This is a genomic window from Hymenobacter translucens (genome assembly GCF_020685205.1).
In the GTDB taxonomy this organism is placed as follows: Bacteria; Bacteroidota; Bacteroidia; order Cytophagales; family Hymenobacteraceae; genus Hymenobacter; species Hymenobacter translucens.
On sequence record NZ_JAJERB010000009.1, the window covers coordinates 87,860 to 102,685 of the forward strand.

The 14,826-nt window shown below is 56.9% G+C and carries 24 protein-coding genes; all 24 read left to right on the plus strand.

What is annotated here, in order from left to right; translation table 11 throughout:
- The first annotated feature begins 49 nt into the window (after positions 1 to 49).
- The 24 genes from fusA to secY all read left to right on the plus strand — a co-directional run bounded on the left by fusA (position 50) and on the right by secY (position 14,826).
- On the plus strand, positions 50 to 2,194 hold the full coding sequence (gene fusA, locus LJY25_RS17835; RefSeq protein ID WP_227609838.1) for an elongation factor G: 2,145 nt from the start codon (positions 50 to 52) through the stop codon (positions 2,192 to 2,194).
- A gap of 20 nt (positions 2,195 to 2,214) precedes the next feature.
- Entirely contained in the window at positions 2,215 to 2,520 is a 306-nt protein-coding gene (gene rpsJ / locus LJY25_RS17840; RefSeq protein ID WP_044515480.1) for a 30S ribosomal protein S10, read from the plus strand.
- Between the two features lie 126 nt (positions 2,521 to 2,646).
- Entirely contained in the window at positions 2,647 to 3,921 is a 1,275-nt protein-coding gene (locus LJY25_RS17845; protein ID WP_227609839.1) for an O-antigen ligase family protein, read from the plus strand.
- A 286-nt stretch (positions 3,922 to 4,207) separates the two neighbouring features.
- On the plus strand, positions 4,208 to 4,828 hold the full coding sequence (gene rplC / locus LJY25_RS17850) for a 50S ribosomal protein L3 (protein WP_227609840.1): 621 nt from the start codon (positions 4,208 to 4,210) through the stop codon (positions 4,826 to 4,828).
- Positions 4,829 to 4,834: 6 nt separating this feature from the next.
- Positions 4,835 to 5,473, plus strand: coding sequence for a 50S ribosomal protein L4 (gene rplD / locus LJY25_RS17855; RefSeq protein ID WP_227609841.1), 639 nt, complete (start codon positions 4,835 to 4,837; stop codon positions 5,471 to 5,473).
- Positions 5,473 to 5,760 carry a 50S ribosomal protein L23 gene (rplW, locus tag LJY25_RS17860; RefSeq protein WP_227609842.1) on the plus strand — a complete coding sequence of 96 codons (288 nt, stop codon included), beginning with the start codon at positions 5,473 to 5,475 and terminating at the stop codon, positions 5,758 to 5,760. The genes rplD and rplW overlap by 1 nt, the downstream gene beginning before the upstream one ends.
- Before the next feature lie 34 nt (positions 5,761 to 5,794).
- Positions 5,795 to 6,622, plus strand: a complete 828-nt coding sequence (gene rplB / locus LJY25_RS17865) for a 50S ribosomal protein L2 (protein WP_227609843.1) — start codon at positions 5,795 to 5,797, stop codon at positions 6,620 to 6,622.
- Between the two features lie 3 nt (positions 6,623 to 6,625).
- Positions 6,626 to 6,904 (plus strand): 30S ribosomal protein S19, encoded by a 279-nt coding sequence (rpsS, locus tag LJY25_RS17870; RefSeq protein ID WP_019946170.1) that lies wholly within the window; start codon positions 6,626 to 6,628, stop codon positions 6,902 to 6,904.
- Between the two features lie 2 nt (positions 6,905 to 6,906).
- Entirely contained in the window at positions 6,907 to 7,380 is a 474-nt protein-coding gene (gene rplV, locus LJY25_RS17875; RefSeq protein ID WP_227609844.1) for a 50S ribosomal protein L22, read from the plus strand.
- A 5-nt stretch (positions 7,381 to 7,385) separates the two neighbouring features.
- Positions 7,386 to 8,279, plus strand: coding sequence for a 30S ribosomal protein S3 (gene rpsC / locus LJY25_RS17880; RefSeq protein ID WP_227609845.1), 894 nt, complete (start codon positions 7,386 to 7,388; stop codon positions 8,277 to 8,279).
- Between the two features lie 37 nt (positions 8,280 to 8,316).
- The gene (gene rplP / locus LJY25_RS17885; protein WP_227609846.1) at positions 8,317 to 8,742 is read left to right on the plus strand and encodes a 50S ribosomal protein L16; all 426 of its coding nucleotides are present in this window, start codon (positions 8,317 to 8,319) and stop codon (positions 8,740 to 8,742) included.
- Between the two features lies 1 nt (position 8,743).
- Positions 8,744 to 8,956, plus strand: a complete 213-nt coding sequence (gene rpmC, locus LJY25_RS17890) for a 50S ribosomal protein L29 (RefSeq protein WP_227609847.1) — start codon at positions 8,744 to 8,746, stop codon at positions 8,954 to 8,956.
- Between the two features lie 2 nt (positions 8,957 to 8,958).
- Positions 8,959 to 9,252 carry a 30S ribosomal protein S17 gene (gene rpsQ, locus LJY25_RS17895; RefSeq protein ID WP_227609848.1) on the plus strand — a complete coding sequence of 98 codons (294 nt, stop codon included), beginning with the start codon at positions 8,959 to 8,961 and terminating at the stop codon, positions 9,250 to 9,252.
- A gap of 1 nt (position 9,253) precedes the next feature.
- Complete coding sequence (gene rplN / locus LJY25_RS17900; RefSeq protein WP_073107059.1) at positions 9,254 to 9,622, plus strand: 50S ribosomal protein L14; 369 nt, start codon at positions 9,254 to 9,256, stop codon at positions 9,620 to 9,622.
- Between the two features lie 30 nt (positions 9,623 to 9,652).
- Positions 9,653 to 9,889 carry a 50S ribosomal protein L24 gene (gene rplX, locus LJY25_RS17905; RefSeq protein ID WP_227609849.1) on the plus strand — a complete coding sequence of 79 codons (237 nt, stop codon included), beginning with the start codon at positions 9,653 to 9,655 and terminating at the stop codon, positions 9,887 to 9,889.
- Positions 9,890 to 9,904: 15 nt separating this feature from the next.
- Positions 9,905 to 10,465 carry a 50S ribosomal protein L5 gene (rplE, locus tag LJY25_RS17910; protein WP_227609850.1) on the plus strand — a complete coding sequence of 187 codons (561 nt, stop codon included), beginning with the start codon at positions 9,905 to 9,907 and terminating at the stop codon, positions 10,463 to 10,465.
- Complete coding sequence (rpsN, locus tag LJY25_RS17915) at positions 10,458 to 10,727, plus strand: 30S ribosomal protein S14 (protein ID WP_227609851.1); 270 nt, start codon at positions 10,458 to 10,460, stop codon at positions 10,725 to 10,727. Before rplE ends, rpsN begins: the two co-directional genes overlap by 8 nt.
- 183 nt (positions 10,728 to 10,910) lie before the next feature.
- The gene (gene rpsH / locus LJY25_RS17920; RefSeq protein ID WP_227609852.1) at positions 10,911 to 11,309 is read left to right on the plus strand and encodes a 30S ribosomal protein S8; all 399 of its coding nucleotides are present in this window, start codon (positions 10,911 to 10,913) and stop codon (positions 11,307 to 11,309) included.
- A gap of 18 nt (positions 11,310 to 11,327) precedes the next feature.
- Positions 11,328 to 11,882 (plus strand): 50S ribosomal protein L6, encoded by a 555-nt coding sequence (gene rplF, locus LJY25_RS17925; protein ID WP_227609853.1) that lies wholly within the window; start codon positions 11,328 to 11,330, stop codon positions 11,880 to 11,882.
- Positions 11,883 to 11,890: 8 nt separating this feature from the next.
- Positions 11,891 to 12,244 carry a 50S ribosomal protein L18 gene (gene rplR, locus LJY25_RS17930; protein ID WP_227609854.1) on the plus strand — a complete coding sequence of 118 codons (354 nt, stop codon included), beginning with the start codon at positions 11,891 to 11,893 and terminating at the stop codon, positions 12,242 to 12,244.
- 6 nt (positions 12,245 to 12,250) lie between these two features.
- Positions 12,251 to 12,850: a 30S ribosomal protein S5 gene (rpsE, locus tag LJY25_RS17935; RefSeq protein WP_227609855.1), complete on the plus strand. Its 600-nt coding sequence runs from the start codon at positions 12,251 to 12,253 to the stop codon at positions 12,848 to 12,850.
- Positions 12,851 to 12,856: 6 nt separating this feature from the next.
- Positions 12,857 to 13,036 carry a 50S ribosomal protein L30 gene (gene rpmD, locus LJY25_RS17940; protein WP_227609856.1) on the plus strand — a complete coding sequence of 60 codons (180 nt, stop codon included), beginning with the start codon at positions 12,857 to 12,859 and terminating at the stop codon, positions 13,034 to 13,036.
- 14 nt (positions 13,037 to 13,050) lie between these two features.
- The gene (gene rplO, locus LJY25_RS17945; protein ID WP_227609857.1) at positions 13,051 to 13,497 is read left to right on the plus strand and encodes a 50S ribosomal protein L15; all 447 of its coding nucleotides are present in this window, start codon (positions 13,051 to 13,053) and stop codon (positions 13,495 to 13,497) included.
- A 12-nt stretch (positions 13,498 to 13,509) separates the two neighbouring features.
- Complete coding sequence (secY, locus tag LJY25_RS17950; RefSeq protein WP_227609858.1) at positions 13,510 to 14,826, plus strand: preprotein translocase subunit SecY; 1,317 nt, start codon at positions 13,510 to 13,512, stop codon at positions 14,824 to 14,826.

A 14,826-nucleotide genomic window follows, 5' to 3' on the forward strand; every position in this document is an offset into this window, starting at 1 on the left:
TGAACAACCAAGCCCCGGGAACCTAAGACCCTAAGCCCCTCATAAAAACATGGCTGTTAATCAACAACTAGAGTACCTGCGCAACATCGGCATCATGGCCCACATTGATGCGGGTAAGACGACGACCTCGGAGCGCATTCTGTACTACACCGGCAAAACCCACAAGATCGGGGAGGTGCACGATGGTGCGGCCACGATGGACTGGATGGAGCAGGAGCAGGAGCGTGGCATCACGATTACCTCGGCTGCCACGACCACGTTCTGGAACTACCCGACCGACCAGCGGGGTAACCCGACCGGCGAAACCAAGCAGTACAAGATCAACCTCATCGACACCCCCGGCCACGTTGACTTCACGGTAGAAGTTGAACGCTCGCTGCGCGTGCTCGACGGCGCTGTGGCCCTGTTCTGCGCCGTATCCGGCGTAGAGCCCCAGTCGGAGACCGTATGGCGTCAGGCTGACAAGTACAAGGTGCCCCGCATCTGCTTCGTCAACAAGATGGACCGTGCCGGTGCTGACTTCTTCAAGGCCGTAGCCGAAATCAAGGACAAGCTCGGCGCTAACCCCGTGCCCCTGCAGATCCCGATCGGCGCTGAGGACACGTTCAAAGGCGTAGTAGACCTGCTCACGGGTAAGGCTATCGTATGGGACGACAAAACCGAAGGTAAGTCGTACGACGAGGTTCCCGTTCCCGAGGATCTGGTAGACACCGTACAGGAGTGGCGCGAAAAGCTCGTCGAAAGCGTAGCTGAGTACGACGACACGCTGATGGAGAAGTTCTTCGACGATCCGGACAGCATCACCCGTGAGGAAATGATGGTGGTAATCCGCAAGGCGGTTATCGACATGAAGTTCTCGCCTGTACTGTGCGGCTCGGCCTTCAAGAACAAGGGTGTGCAGACCATGCTCGACGCGGTAATGGCGTATCTGCCTTCGCCCCTCGACATGCCCGCCATCATCGGCACCAACCCCGAGAACGGCGAGGAAATCGAGCGTCATCCCGACAACTCGGAGCCCTTCACCGCGCTGGCGTTCAAAATTGCTACCGACCCCTACGTGGGCCGTCTGTGCTTCTTCCGTTGCTACTCGGGCCAGCTCGAGGGCGGCTCGTACGTGCTCAACAACCGCACGGGCAAGAAGGAGCGCATCTCGCGTCTGATGCAGATGCACTCCAACAAGCAGAACCCGATCGACAAGATCCAGGCCGGCGACATTGCTGCCGGTGTTGGCTTCAAGGACATCAAGACGGGCGATACGCTGTCGGACGAGAAAAACCCGGTGGTACTGGAAAGCATGAGCTTCCCTGAGCCGGTAATCGGCTACGCCATCGAGCCCAAGACGCAGGCAGACGTTGACAAGATGGGTATGGCTATTGCCAAGCTTATCGAGGAAGACCCCACGCTGCGGGTGAACACGGATGAGGAAACCGGCCAGACCGTACTGCGCGGCATGGGCGAGCTTCACCTGGAAATCATCATCGACCGGATGCGTCGGGAGTTCAAGGTAGAAATCAACCAGGGTGCTCCCCAGGTGGCCTACAAGGAAGTCCTGACCAAGAAGGTTGAGCACCGCGAAACCTACAAGAAGCAGACCGGTGGCCGTGGTAAGTTCGGTGACATCGTATTCGAACTCGGCCCGAAAGAGACCGAGCCCGAGAAGCCCGGCTTCGAGTTCGACAACGCTATTGTCGGTGGTGTTATTCCCCGCGAATTCATTGCTCCGATCCAGAAAGGCTTCGAAGAGGCTATGAAGAATGGCCCGCTGGCCGGCTTCCCGGTTGAGGGCATGAAGGTGCGTCTGTTCCACGGCTCGTACCACGACGTGGACTCGGATGCGCTGTCGTTCGAACTGGCCGCCCGTGGCGGTTTCCGCGAAGCAGCCCGCAAGGCTGGTCCGAAGCTGCTCGAGCCCATCATGTCCGTTGAGGTTCTGTGCCCCGACGAGTACACGGGCCCGGTAACCGGCGACCTGAACCGTCGTCGTGGCCTGATGAAAGGCATGGATACCCGCGGTGGTGCTCAGGTTATCAAAGCTGACGTGCCCCTGTCGGAGCTGTTCGGCTACGTAACTGACCTGCGCACGCTGTCCTCGGGTCGTGCTTCGGCCTCGCTGACCTTCTCGCACTACGAGCAGGTTCCGCAAAACCTTGCTGATGGCATTGTAGCCAAGACCAAAGGCAACGCTGTTCGCTAATTCGCTTTCAGACTTAAGACATGAATCAGAAAATTCGCATCAAACTCAAGTCCTACGATCATAACCTCGTAGACAAATCGTCCGAGAAGATCGTGAAAGCGGTTAAAGCTACGGGCGCCATCGTCAGCGGTCCTATCCCGCTGCCCACCAACAAGGAGAAGTTCACCGTTCTTCGTTCGCCCCACGTGAACAAGAAGTCGCGTGAGCAGTTCCAGCTGTGCACCTACAAGCGCCTCGTCGACATCTACTCCACGTCGTCCAAGACGGTAGATGCTCTGATGAAGCTCGAGCTGCCCAGCGGTGTTGACGTTGAAATCAAAGTTTGATTCAACCTGCCTTCGTTTTGTAAAAGCACCCCACGGTCCCGTACCGTGGGGTGCTTTTTTTATCTAGCTTTCGGCTGATTTTGCTTTGGCGGAACGGGACGTTGGCCCGGCTTCTTACTTCTTACTATGGATCAGCTTACCGGCAGTGTGTTTTCGATGAAGCGGGTGCAGTACGCCACCACCTTCTTTTCCGCGTGCATAGTTATCGGGCTGTTTGTCGCCAGCTTCTTCCGCATCCTGCCCAGCATCGGCATCATCGGGCTTACGCTGACGGCACTTGGCTACGCGGTATCGCATCGGCGGATTGAGCACCGGCGCTACTGGCACGTGTACGCGGCCTTTACCGGGGTATTTGTGCTGCACCTGCTCAGCGGGCTGAACACCTCGGCCGAGAAAATGAGCGAGTACGGGCAGGACGTGGTGCTGCAGTCGCCCTTCCTGCTGCTCCCACTGGCGTTTTGCCTGTTGCCTGTGCTGCCAGCCCGGAGCCTGCGGGCACTATGGCTTTTGTTTATCGCGCTTACCGTGCTGGCTGCCCTGGGAAGTACCATCTACTACCTGTTCCACGCGGCCGTCATCAACCAGCTGTACCTCGAGTCGCGGGTGATGCCCACGGAGCCCGACCATATTCGCTTCAGTTTAATGATAACCCTGGCCATTGCTGCCGGGGTGGTTATGCTCGCCCGGGAAGGAAACCTGGCTGGGTGGCGAAGGCTGGTAGTAGGGGCTGTTATCTTTTTGATGCTGTATCAGCACTTACTGGCCGTGCGCAGCGGACTGGCGACCTTCTATGCGCTGGGTGGGCTGACTATTGCCTGGCTGGTGCTGCGCAAAGCCCGCTACAAGCTGGCCGGTCAGCTGGCCCTGGGTATGGTTGTGCTGCCGCTGCTGAGCTTTGCGCTGTTCCCGACCTTTCGCAACAAGTTTCACAACACCCAGGAAGACCTGAGTAAAGTAGATACCAGTAAGTCGGCCAACAATTACTCTCTGGTGGGGCGGGTGTACTCCTATAAGGTGGCTGGTATGATTATCCGGGATAATCCGATAGTGGGCGTGGGCAAGGCCGATATGGAGCCGGAAATGCAGACGCGCTACAATCAGCACTTTCCCAGCATCACCAACTATATCAAGCCCCACAACCAGTTTCTATATAACCTAGTCGCCTACGGTGGGCTGGGGCTGCTGCTCTTCCTGCTTTGCTTCTACTATCCCGCCTGGTGGGCCTGGCCCCGGCACGCGCCGCTGCTGGTAGCCCAGTACTGCATTGTGAGTTTGTCCTTCTTAGTGGAGTACACCCTCGAAACCCAGATTGGTCTGACGTATGCACTCTTCTTTCTGCTGCTGGCCCTTTCGGCACTCATAGCCGATGACGAGGCTGAGCCAGCAGGTCGCCTCGCCTGAGACCCGCAATCAGAGGGCCAGTTTTGCAGTATAGCAACTCATCCGGATAGTCCGGACGTGCCAAACCCGGCAGCAGGGGAAGAGCAGCCACACTTGGCAGCTCGGCAGTACAGTTGGAAGCCACTGAAAGAGAACCACTACGCTCTGCCGGGCCGGCCTGTAACTCCCTGAAAATATTTCAGAACAGGGTTGCGAAACGTCGTAAATATTTTCTAGCTTTGCACTCCCATTCCGAAAACGCTATTCGGGCGTTTTCTTCTGTGTCTTTTTATTAAATCTAAAACGAATGCCTGGCATCATCGGTAAAAAAATCGGTATGACAAGCCTCTTCACTCCGGACGGGAAGAACATTCCCTGCACGCTCATCGAGGCGGGTCCGTGCGTAGTGACGCAGGTGAAAACGCTGGCCAATGACGGTTACACCGCCATTCAGATCGGCTACGGCGAGAAAAAAGCAAAGAACACGACCAAAGCGCTGGTCGGTCACTTCGCTAAAGCCGGTACCACTCCCAAGAAAAAGCTCGTTGAATTCCGCCTTAACGCGGAATCGACGTTCGCAGCAGGTTCCACCATCGACGCTACTCTCTTCGAAGAAGGTGAGTTTGTTGACGTTGTAGGCACCTCGAAAGGTAAAGGCTTCCAGGGCGTAGTAAAGCGCTACAACTTTGCTGGTGTAGGCGGGCAGACCCACGGTCAGCACAACCGTCTGCGTCACCCCGGTTCTATCGGTGCCTGCTCCTGGCCCTCGCGCGTATTCAAAGGAATGCGCATGGCCGGCCGCATGGGCGGTGACCGGGTAAAAGTGCAGAACCTGAAGGTGATGCGCATTGTAGCCGACAAGAACCTGATTCTGGTTAGCGGCTCGATTCCCGGTGCCAAGAACTCTTACGTGGTCCTGGAAAAATAACGCAAGATGGAACTGTCAGTATATAACATCAAGGGAGAAGACACCGGCCGCAAGGTGACGCTGTCGGATGCTGTTTTCGGCATCGAACCCAACGAGCACGTGATGTACCTCGACGTGAAGCAGTACCTGGCCAACCAGCGCCAGGGCACGCACAAGTCGAAGCAGCGCAACGAGGTGCACGGCACCACGAAGAAGCTCAAGAAGCAGAAAGGTACGGGCGGTGCCCGCGCCGGTAGCATGAAGTCGCCGGTGTTCATCGGTGGTGGCCGTGTATTCGGTCCCCAGCCCCGTGACTACGGCTTCAAGCTGAACAAAAAGACCAAGCGCCTGGCCCGTCTGTCCGCTCTGTCGGTACTGGCCCAGGATGGCAAGGTTGCCCTGGTTGAGAACATCAGCCTGAGCGCTCCTAAAACGAAAGATTTCCTCTCGATCCTGTCGGGTCTGAAGCTGAACAACGGCAAGAAAACCTTGCTCGTGACCGGCGAAGCCGACAAGAACGTGCTGCTCTCGGCCCGCAACATCCAGAAAGTGACCGTTTCGACGCCCGTGGCGCTGAACACCCACGACCTGCTGAACACGGACACCCTGCTGCTGTCGGAAGACGGGTTGAAGTCGCTGGAACAACTCTACACCACTGCTGAGTAATGAGCACGCTGAAGAAACCCATCGTGACCGAGAAGGCCACGGCCCTGAACGAGAAAGGTCAGTACGCTTTCGAAGTTGAGCGCACCGCCAACAAGGTTCAGATCAAAAAGGAAATCGAGCAGCTGTATGGCGTGACGGTAACGGGCATTAGCACGATCCGCACCAACGGCAAGCTGAAGTCGAAGTTCACCAAGGGCGGATCCGTTAGCGGCCGTCGCCCCCACGGGAAAAAGGCTATTGTAACCGTGAAGGAAGGCGACGTAATCGACTTCTATAACGGTATCTAACCGGGGAAACCCGTAACGCGCATTTTAAAGCAAAATGGCACTTAAAAAACTAAGACCAACATCACCGGGTCAGCGCTTCCGCATCGCACCGGGCTTCGACGAGATTACGACGTCGACCCCGGAGAAGTCGCTGTTGGCACCCATGGAAAAATCCGGTGGCCGCAACAACGCGGGTAAGATGACCAACCGCTACATCGGCGGTGGTCACAAGCAGAAGTATCGTGTGATCGACTTCAAGCGTGACAAAGCTGGTGTTCCGGCCACGGTGAAGACGATCGAATACGATCCCAACCGCACGGCCCGTATCGCCCTGCTGCAGTACGCCGACGGCGAGAAGCGCTACATCATTGCTCCCGCTGGTCTGGCGGTCGGCACGGTGGTCGTATCGGGTCCCGGCGTAGCTCCCGAAGTTGGAAACGCTCTGGCCCTGCGCGAAATGCCGCTCGGTACCATCGTTCACAACATTGAGCTGATGCCCGGCGGCGGTGCTGCCATGGCTCGCTCGGCTGGCACCTACGCCCAGCTGGTAGCCCGCGAAGACAAATACGCAACGTTGAAACTGCCCTCCGGTGAGATGCGCATGGTACTCGTTACCTGCATGGCTACGGTTGGTACCGTTTCGAATGGCGACCACATGAACGTGCGTCTCGGCAAAGCCGGTCGTAACCGTTGGTTGGGCCGTCGTCCCCGCGTTCGTGGTGTTGCTATGAACCCTGTCGATCACCCGATGGGTGGTGGTGAAGGTAAGTCGTCGGGTGGTCACCCGCGCAGCCGTAACGGCATCTTCGCCAAGGGTCAGAAGACCCGCAACAAGAACAAGTACTCTGAGCAGCTCATCGTTAACCGTAAAGGCAAGAAGTAAGCAATGGCACGTTCGCTAAAAAAAGGGCCGTACATTGACTTCCGGCTCGAGAAGAAAGTAACGGCAATGGAAGAATCCGGCAAAAAGTCGGTGGTGAAGACCTGGTCGCGCCGCTCGATGATTTCCCCGGACTTCGTAGGCCACACCTTCGCTGTTCACAACGGCAATAAGTTCATCCCGGTGTACGTCACGGAAAACATGGTTGGTCACAAGCTCGGTGAGTTTGCCCCCACCCGCAACTTCCGTGGTCACGTCGCCAAGAAAGATAAAGGCAAGCGCTAAGAATGGAAGCTACCGCTAAACTCCGTAACGTGCCCACCTCGCCTCGCAAGATGCGCATGGTGGCCAACCTGGTCCGCGGCCAGAAGGTGACGCGCGCCCTGGGCTTGCTGAAGTTCGAGGCCAACTCCGGTGCTGAGCGTATCGAGAAGCTGCTCCTGTCGGCCCTGGCCAACTGGCAGCAGAAGAACGAGGACGAGCGCATCGAGGATGCCAACCTCTACATCAAAGAAATCTTCGTGGATGAAGGCCGTCAGCTGAAGCGTCTGCGCCCCGCCCCCCAGGGTCGTGGCCACCGCATCCGCAAGCGCAGCAACCACGTCACGCTGACGATCGACACCAAAGTTGAGCCCCTGGGAAGCAAGGCTGCTGCAAAGCAGGCTGCCGAAACCCTGCCGGCCGCAGCTGAGGCCCCGGTAAAAGCTACCCGTCGCAGCGCTTCGAAGAAATCCACAACTCAGGCTGAAGCCACCGCATAAGCACTATGGGACAGAAAGTAAATCCGGTTGGCTTCCGTCTGGGCGTCATCAAAGGGTGGGACTCGAACTGGTACGGCGGCAAGGACTTTGCCGACAAGCTGGTGGAGGACGAAAAGATCCGCAAATACATCATGGCTCGTATCCCGAAGGGTGGCATCAGCCGCATCGTGATCGAGCGTACCCTCAAGCGTATCACCATCACCATCAACACGGCCCGTCCGGGCGTGGTTATCGGTAAAGGCGGTGCCGAGGTTGACAAGATCAAGGACGAGCTGAAGCAGATCACCAGCAAGGACGTTCAGATCAACATCTTCGAAATCAAGCGTCCGGAACTCGACGCCAAGCTGGTAGGTGAGAGCATTGCTCAGCAGCTGCAGGCTCGTATCTCGTTCCGTCGCGCCATGAAGCAGGCCATCCAGGCTGCGATGCGCGTAGGTGCCGAAGGCATCAAGGTGCAGTGCGGCGGCCGCCTCGGCGGTGCTGAGATTGCCCGCTCCGAGCAGTACAAGGAAGGTCGTACGCCGCTGCACACGCTGCGCGCCGATATCGACTACGCCCTGTCGGAAGCTCAGACGGTGTATGGCAAGATCGGCATCAAGGTGTGGATCATGCGTGGTGAGGTGTTCGGCAAGCCCGACCTCTCGCCCAACCAGCAGCCTGCCAACCAGGGTACCGATACCCGTGGTGCCGGCAACGACCGTGGCCCGCGTGGCGACCGCAACGATCGTGGCGGTGACCGTGGCCCCCGTGGCCCGCGCAACGACCGTGGCGGTGATAACCGTGGTGGCGGTGCAGGTGGCGACCGTGGCGGCAACGCCGGCGGTGGCGCTCCCCGTCGCAACGCTGGCGGCCCTGGTGCCGGTGGCGCAAACCGTGGCGGTGGAGCTCCCCGTCGCTAGCCTTTTTCTCTTCTCGAATCTCTTTTTTCGATAAATCATGTTACAACCGAAAAGGACCAAGTATCGGAAGATGCAAAAGGGTCGCGTGACTGGCCTGGCCTATCGCGGCAGCTCCATTGACTTCGGTTCATTCGCCATCAAGTCGCTGGAAACCGCCTGGATTACGGCCCGCCAAATTGAAGCAGCCCGTATCGCCATGACCCGCGCTATGAAGCGTGAAGGTCAAGTGTGGATCCGCATTTTCCCCGATAAGCCCATCACGAAGAAGCCCGCCGAGGTACGTATGGGTAAAGGCAAAGGCTCGCCCGAGTATTGGGTAGCCACCGTGCACCCGGGTACCATTATGTTCGAGTCGGACGGTGTTCCGCTGGAAGTAGCCCAGGAGTCGCTTCGTCTTGCCGCGCAGAAGCTGCCCGTACGGACTAAATTTGTTGTTCGCCGCGACTACGTAGAGAGCAAGTAAGATGAAAAAAGCCGACCTCAAGGGTCTTTCGCTCGAGGAGCTGAAGAGCCAGATCCAAACCGAACAAACCAGCGGCCAGTCGCTGCGCTTCGCGCACGCCATTTCGCCCCTGGAGAACCCGATTCGCCTGAAGCAAAGCCGCAAGAACATAGCCCGTCTGAAGACTGAGCTGTCCCGTCGCGAAAACGAGCAGGCTAACCAAACTGCTAAATAACGATGGCAACCAACGAAGAACAGAAGGCAACGGCCGCTACGGAAGAGCGGAACCTGCGCAAAGAAATCATCGGCCGGGTGACTAGCTCCAAAATGGACAAGTCGATCACGGTGATGGTGGAAAGCAAAATGAAACACCCGATCTACGGCAAGTTCGTTACCAAGTCGACCAAGTTTATGGCCCACGACGAGAATAACGAGTGTGGCGAAGGCGATACGGTCCGCATCATGTCGACCCGTCCGCTGAGCAAGAACAAGCGCTGGAGACTGGTAGAAATCGTAGAACGCGCCAAGTAAGATGATACAGCAAGAATCCCGTCTGACCGTCGCTGATAACAGCGGCGCCAAAGAAGTTCTCTGCATCCGTGTCCTCGGTGGCACGGGCAAGAAATACGCCAGCGTAGGCGACAAGATCGTGGTTTCGATCAAGTCGGCTATCCCCTCCGGCAACGCCAAGAAGGGAACTGTCTCGAAGGCAGTGGTTGTTCGCACCAAGAAGGAAGTACGCCGCAAAGACGGTTCGTACATCCGCTTCGACGACAACGCCGCCGTGTTGCTCAACAACAACGACGAGCCCCGCGGCACGCGCATCTTCGGGCCGGTGGCCCGCGAACTGCGCGAGCGTCAATTCATGAAAATTGTTTCACTAGCTCCCGAAGTTCTCTAAGCCATGGCAACGAAAACAAAAGCACAGCCCGTGAAACTGCACGTTAAGACCGGCGATACCGTGAAGGTGATTGCCGGAGACGAGCGTGGCAAGACCGGCGTTATCAAGTCGGTAAACCGTTCGACGCAGCGCGTGATCGTGGAAGGCCTGAACTTGGTGACCAAGCACAACAAGCCCAGTGCTAAAAACCCGCAGGGGGGAATCACCAAGATCGAAGCCGGCATCCACGTCAGCAACGTGCAGGCGATTGACTCGAAAAACGCCTAATCCGGTACGACGACAATGGCTCGACTCAAAGACAAATACAACAAAGAGGTAGTACCCGCGCTCCAGGAGAAATTCCAGTTCAAGAGCATCATGCAGGTACCCCGGATCACCAAGATCTGCATCAACCGCGGCATCGGCGCAGCAGTAGCTGACAAGAAGCTGGTTGATAACGGTGTGGAAGAGCTGACGACCATCACCGGTCAGAAAGCAGTTCCTACCATCGCCAAGCGCTCCGTATCTAATTTCAAGCTCCGCGAAGGCATGCCTATCGGTGCGAAGGTTACCCTGCGCGGCGAGCGGATGTACGAGTTCATGGACCGCCTGCTGACGATTGCGCTCCCCCGGGTGCGTGACTTCAAAGGCATCAATGACAAAGGCTTCGACGGCCGGGGTAACTACACCCTGGGCGTGAAAGAGCAAATCATTTTCCCGGAAATCTCGATCGACAAGATCAAGTCTATCTCCGGTATGGACATCACCTTCGTGACGACCGCTGAGAACGATGAGCAGAGCTACGAGCTCCTCAAAGCTTTCGGAATGCCGTTCACTAACGCCAAGAAACAGAACAATGGCTAAGGAATCCGTCAAAGCAAGAGAGCGGAAGCGTATCGCTACCGTTGCCCGTTACGCTGAGAAGCGCGCTGCGCTGAAAGCCGCCGGTGATTACGAGGGTCTGGACAAGCTGCCGCGCAACGCGTCGCCGGTCCGCATCCACAACCGCGACAAGATCAACGGTCGTCCCCGTGGTTACATGCGTAAGTTCGGCATCAGCCGTGTTACGTTCCGCGAGATGGCTCTGGCCGGGAAAATCCCCGGTGTTACGAAGTCGAGCTGGTAAATCAAAAGCCGGGTACTTTTCTTTGAAGAGCTACCCGGTTTTTCTTACCAAAGAAACCATTGGCCGCGCCCCGACAGCCGAGCCAAGTAGTCTAAACCCGAAAATTTCGCCGTCGCGTTTTTGCTGCGGCGAAATTTTCTTATCTTTGCGGCTCCCTAAAAATGGGCAGTCGTCTAAAACACAATGAATACAGATCCAATTGCTGATTACCTGACCCGGGTTCGGAATGCCATCAAGGCAAACCATCGGGTAGTGGAAATCCCGGCCAGCAACATCAAAAAGGAAATCACGAAGGTGCTCTACCACAAGGGCTACATTCAGAGCTACCGTTTTGACGACACGTCGGTACAGGGTACGATCAAGATTGCCTTGAAGTACAACCCGGCCACGAAGCAGCCCGCCATCACCAAGCTGGAGCGCGTTAGCTCGCCTGGTCTGCGCAAATATGCGCACGTAGAAAACATGCCCCGCGTACTGAGCGGCCTTGGCATTGCCATCCTGTCGACGTCGAAGGGCGTGATGACGGAGAAGGAAGCCAAAGCTGAGAACGTAGGTGGCGAAGTACTGTGCTACGTTTACTAATCGAGGAGAAAAGAAACTATGTCACGCATTGGTAAACTGCCGATCGAGCTGCCCGCTAACGTGCAGATCGAAATCAGCAAGGAAAACGAAATCACCGTGAAGGGCCCCAAGGGTACGCTCACGACTCCCGTTGACCGCGACATTATCCTGACTAACGCCGACGGCCAGCTGGTAGTTGAGCGTCCGACCGAGCAGAAGCGCCACAAGGCGATGCACGGTCTGTACCGCTCGCTGATCAGCAACATGGTAAACGGCGTCAGCAATGGCTTCACGCAGCAGCTCGAGCTGGTGGGTGTAGGCTACAAGGCTGCTATGGCTGGTACTACGCTGGAATTGTCGCTGGGTTTCTCCCACAACATCTTCCTGGCGCTGCCCAAAGAAGTAACTGCTACGGCCGTTACCGAAAAGGGTAAGAACCCCATCGTAACCCTGACCAGCATCGACAAGCAGCTGCTGGGTCAGGTTGCCGCTAAAATTCGTTCGTTGCGTAAAGTCGAGCCTTACAAAGGCAAGGGTGTACGCTTCGTGGGTGAGCAGATTCGTCGTAAGGCTGGTAAGACAGCTTCGAAATAAATAAAACCATGGCTTTCGATAAAGCAAAAAGAAGAGCCCGGATCCAGAAGATCATCCGCACGCGGGTGTCTGGCACGTCCGAGCGCCCGCGTCTGTCGGTTTTCCGCAGCAACAAAGGCATCTACGCCCAGATCATCGACGACACCATCGGCAAGACGCTGGTATCGGTTTCGTCGAAGCACGTGTCGGTGGGCGACGAAGCTACCAAGGTAGCCTCCGCCACCGCCGTTGGCAAAGAGCTGGCGTCGCGCGCCCAGGAAAAGGGCATTTCGAAAGTGGTATTTGACCGTTCCGGTTATCTGTACCACGGCCGGGTTAAATCATTGGCAGAAGGAGCCCGCGAAGGCGGCCTCAATTTCTAAAGCATCATGGCAGAATTCAACAACAACAACCGTGGTGGCGGTGGCAACGACCGGGGCGGCAATGACCGTCGGGGTGGTGGCAACGACCGGGGTGGTAACCGTGACCAGGCGCCCCGCGCCGGTGAGTCGGACCTGAAAGAAAAGGTAGTTGCTATCAACCGCGTAGCCAAGGTAGTAAAGGGCGGTCGTCGCTTCAGCTTCTCGGCCATCGTGGTAGTAGGTGACGGCAACGGCACCGTTGGCTACGGCCTCGGCAAAGCCAACGAAGTAACCGACGCCATTGCCAAAGGCATTGACGACGCCAAGAAGAACCTGGTGAAGGTGCCGCTGTACAAGCACACTGTTCCTCACGTGATGGAAGGCAAGTACTCGGGTGGCTTCGTGCTCGTGCAGCCGGCTGCGGCCGGTACCGGTGTAATTGCCGGTGGTGCAATGCGCGCCGTGTTCGAAAGCGCCGGCATCAAAGATGTACTGGCAAAGTCGAAAGGCTCGTCCAACCCCCACAACGTGGTAAAGGCTACGTTTGACGCTCTCCTGAAAATGCGTGACCCCATGCAGATTGCTCAGGCTCGTGGCATTACCCTTTCCCGCGTATTTAACGGCTAAGCAGTAATGGCACAGATTCAAATCAAACTGGTAAAAAGCGTGATTGACCGCCCGGAGCGGCAAAAGCGCACGATTCAGGCCCTGGGCCTGGGTAAAATCGGCAGCATCTCGGAGAAGGAAAACAATCCCCAGATTGCCGGCATGGTGGCTGCAGTTAAGCACCTGGTAGAAGTAACCGAACTCTAGAGGATTATCTCGACATGAATCTCAGCAATCTAAAGCCCGCCGATGGTGCCGTACGCAATGAAAAGCGTATTGGCCGTGGTACGGGTTCCGGCCGTGGCGGCACGTCTACCCGCGGTCACAAAGGTGCCAAGTCCCGCTCGGGTTATTCCAAAAAATCGGGCTTCGAAGGTGGCCAGATGCCCCTGCAGCGCCGCGTTCCGAAGTTCGGCTTCACGAACATCAATCGGGTAGAGTACAAAGGCATCAACATTGATGTTCTGCAGGACCTCTCCGAGAAGAACAGCGCGACCGTGATGGACATTGCTTACTTCGTAGGCAACGGTCTCGTTTCGAAAAACGCAAAGATCAAAGTTCTGGGCCGCGGTGAAATCACCCAGGCGCTGGAAGTACATGCCCATGCATTCTCGAAGTCGGCTGTTGAAGCCATCGAGAAAGCAGGTGGTAAGGCTGTGACGCTGTAAGCCATACTGGCAATGAACAAGTTCATCACCACGATAAAGAACATTTTTGCGATTGAGGATCTGCGTACGCGGATTCTCAATACGCTTTTCTTCATTGCCATCTACCGGCTGGGTTCTTTCGTGGTGCTGCCCGGCGTAGATGCTACCCGCCTGAAAGGTGCGGCCGGAGGGGTGTTTGGCATTCTGGATACCCTGCTTGGCGGGGCGTTCAGCAACGCCTCCATCTTCGCGCTGGGCATCATGCCTTACATCTCCGCTTCTATCGTGCTGCAGCTGCTGACCATCGCAGTGCCGTACTTCCAGAAGCTGCAGAAGGAAGGTGAGTCGGGCCGGAAGAAAATCAACCAGTACACGCGAATCCTCACGATTCCTATTGTTCTGGCGCAGTCGGTTGGCTTCATCGCTACCATCAACGCCGAGGCAATCATCGATCCGGGTACCTTCTTCACGGTAACTACGATGATCATCATCACGGCCGGTACGCTCTTCTGCATGTGGCTGGGTGAGAAAATCACGGATAAAGGTATTGGTAACGGTATTTCCATGATCATCATGATCGGGATTGTATCACGCCTGCCCGGTGCCATCATCGGGGAAGCCGCAGCCAAAGGCATGCGGGGCTCCCTGATCTTCCTGATCGAGCTGGTGGTGCTGTTCCTGGTTGTAATGGCCGTTATCGTGCTCACGCAGGCTGTACGCCGGATTCCGGTTCAGTACGCTAAGCAGGTGGGCGGTACGGCTCAGCTCAACGCCCAGCGCCAGTTTATCCCGCTGAAAGTGAATGCTGCCGGGGTAATGCCCATCATCTTCGCGCAGTCGCTGATGTTCCTGCCCGCTATTGTGGCTTCCATGTGGCAGAACGAAAGCGACACGGCCAGCTACATCGGGGTGAAGTTCTCGGACTACACTTCGTGGCAGTACAACCTGGTATTCGCGCTGCTCATCATCATCTTCACGTACTTCTACACGGCCATCAGCGTCAACCCCAACCAGATTGCGGACGACCTGAAGCGCAGTGGGGGCTTCGTGCCGGGCGTAAAGCCGGGCCGCGACACCTCCGAGCACATGGATGAGGTGCTGACGCGCATTACCCTGCCCGGGGCGGTTGCCCTGGCGCTGATTGCCATCTTCCCCGCACTTGCTTTGCTGGCCGGCGTTACGCGTCCCTTCTCGGCTTTCTACGGCGGCACCTCCCTCATCATCATGGTAGGGGTCGTGCTGGATACGCTCAACCAGGTGGAAAGCTACCTGCTGATGCGTCACTACGACGGCATGATGAAGTCGGGCAAAGTAAAAGGTCGGACGCAAAACATTGCCATGGCCTCTTAG

Excerpts from the sequence above, each read along its gene's own strand:
- rplD (WP_227609841.1), top strand. The coding sequence starts at position 4,835 with ATGGAACTGTCAGTATATAACATCAAGGGAGAAGACACCGGCCGCAAG.
- rpsH (WP_227609852.1), top strand. The coding sequence starts at position 10,911 with ATGAATACAGATCCAATTGCTGATTACCTGACCCGGGTTCGGAATGCC.
- rpsC (WP_227609845.1), top strand. The coding sequence starts at position 7,386 with ATGGGACAGAAAGTAAATCCGGTTGGCTTCCGTCTGGGCGTCATCAAA.
- rplE (WP_227609850.1), top strand. The coding sequence starts at position 9,905 with ATGGCTCGACTCAAAGACAAATACAACAAAGAGGTAGTACCCGCGCTC.
- LJY25_RS17845 (WP_227609839.1), top strand. The coding sequence starts at position 2,647 with ATGGATCAGCTTACCGGCAGTGTGTTTTCGATGAAGCGGGTGCAGTAC.
- rplO (WP_227609857.1), top strand. The coding sequence starts at position 13,051 with ATGAATCTCAGCAATCTAAAGCCCGCCGATGGTGCCGTACGCAATGAA.
- rplP (WP_227609846.1), top strand. The coding sequence starts at position 8,317 with ATGTTACAACCGAAAAGGACCAAGTATCGGAAGATGCAAAAGGGTCGC.
- rpsN (WP_227609851.1), top strand. The coding sequence starts at position 10,458 with ATGGCTAAGGAATCCGTCAAAGCAAGAGAGCGGAAGCGTATCGCTACC.
- rplN (WP_073107059.1), top strand. The coding sequence starts at position 9,254 with ATGATACAGCAAGAATCCCGTCTGACCGTCGCTGATAACAGCGGCGCC.
- rpsJ (WP_044515480.1), top strand. The coding sequence starts at position 2,215 with ATGAATCAGAAAATTCGCATCAAACTCAAGTCCTACGATCATAACCTC.
- rplF (WP_227609853.1), top strand. The coding sequence starts at position 11,328 with ATGTCACGCATTGGTAAACTGCCGATCGAGCTGCCCGCTAACGTGCAG.
- rplV (WP_227609844.1), top strand. The coding sequence starts at position 6,907 with ATGGAAGCTACCGCTAAACTCCGTAACGTGCCCACCTCGCCTCGCAAG.
- rplB (WP_227609843.1), top strand. The coding sequence starts at position 5,795 with ATGGCACTTAAAAAACTAAGACCAACATCACCGGGTCAGCGCTTCCGC.
- rpmC (WP_227609847.1), top strand. The coding sequence starts at position 8,744 with ATGAAAAAAGCCGACCTCAAGGGTCTTTCGCTCGAGGAGCTGAAGAGC.
- fusA (WP_227609838.1), top strand. The coding sequence starts at position 50 with ATGGCTGTTAATCAACAACTAGAGTACCTGCGCAACATCGGCATCATG.
- rpsS (WP_019946170.1), top strand. The coding sequence starts at position 6,626 with ATGGCACGTTCGCTAAAAAAAGGGCCGTACATTGACTTCCGGCTCGAG.
- rplW (WP_227609842.1), top strand. The coding sequence starts at position 5,473 with ATGAGCACGCTGAAGAAACCCATCGTGACCGAGAAGGCCACGGCCCTG.
- rpsQ (WP_227609848.1), top strand. The coding sequence starts at position 8,959 with ATGGCAACCAACGAAGAACAGAAGGCAACGGCCGCTACGGAAGAGCGG.
- rpmD (WP_227609856.1), top strand. The coding sequence starts at position 12,857 with ATGGCACAGATTCAAATCAAACTGGTAAAAAGCGTGATTGACCGCCCG.
- rplC (WP_227609840.1), top strand. The coding sequence starts at position 4,208 with ATGCCTGGCATCATCGGTAAAAAAATCGGTATGACAAGCCTCTTCACT.
- secY (WP_227609858.1), top strand. The coding sequence starts at position 13,510 with ATGAACAAGTTCATCACCACGATAAAGAACATTTTTGCGATTGAGGAT.
- rplR (WP_227609854.1), top strand. The coding sequence starts at position 11,891 with ATGGCTTTCGATAAAGCAAAAAGAAGAGCCCGGATCCAGAAGATCATC.
- rpsE (WP_227609855.1), top strand. The coding sequence starts at position 12,251 with ATGGCAGAATTCAACAACAACAACCGTGGTGGCGGTGGCAACGACCGG.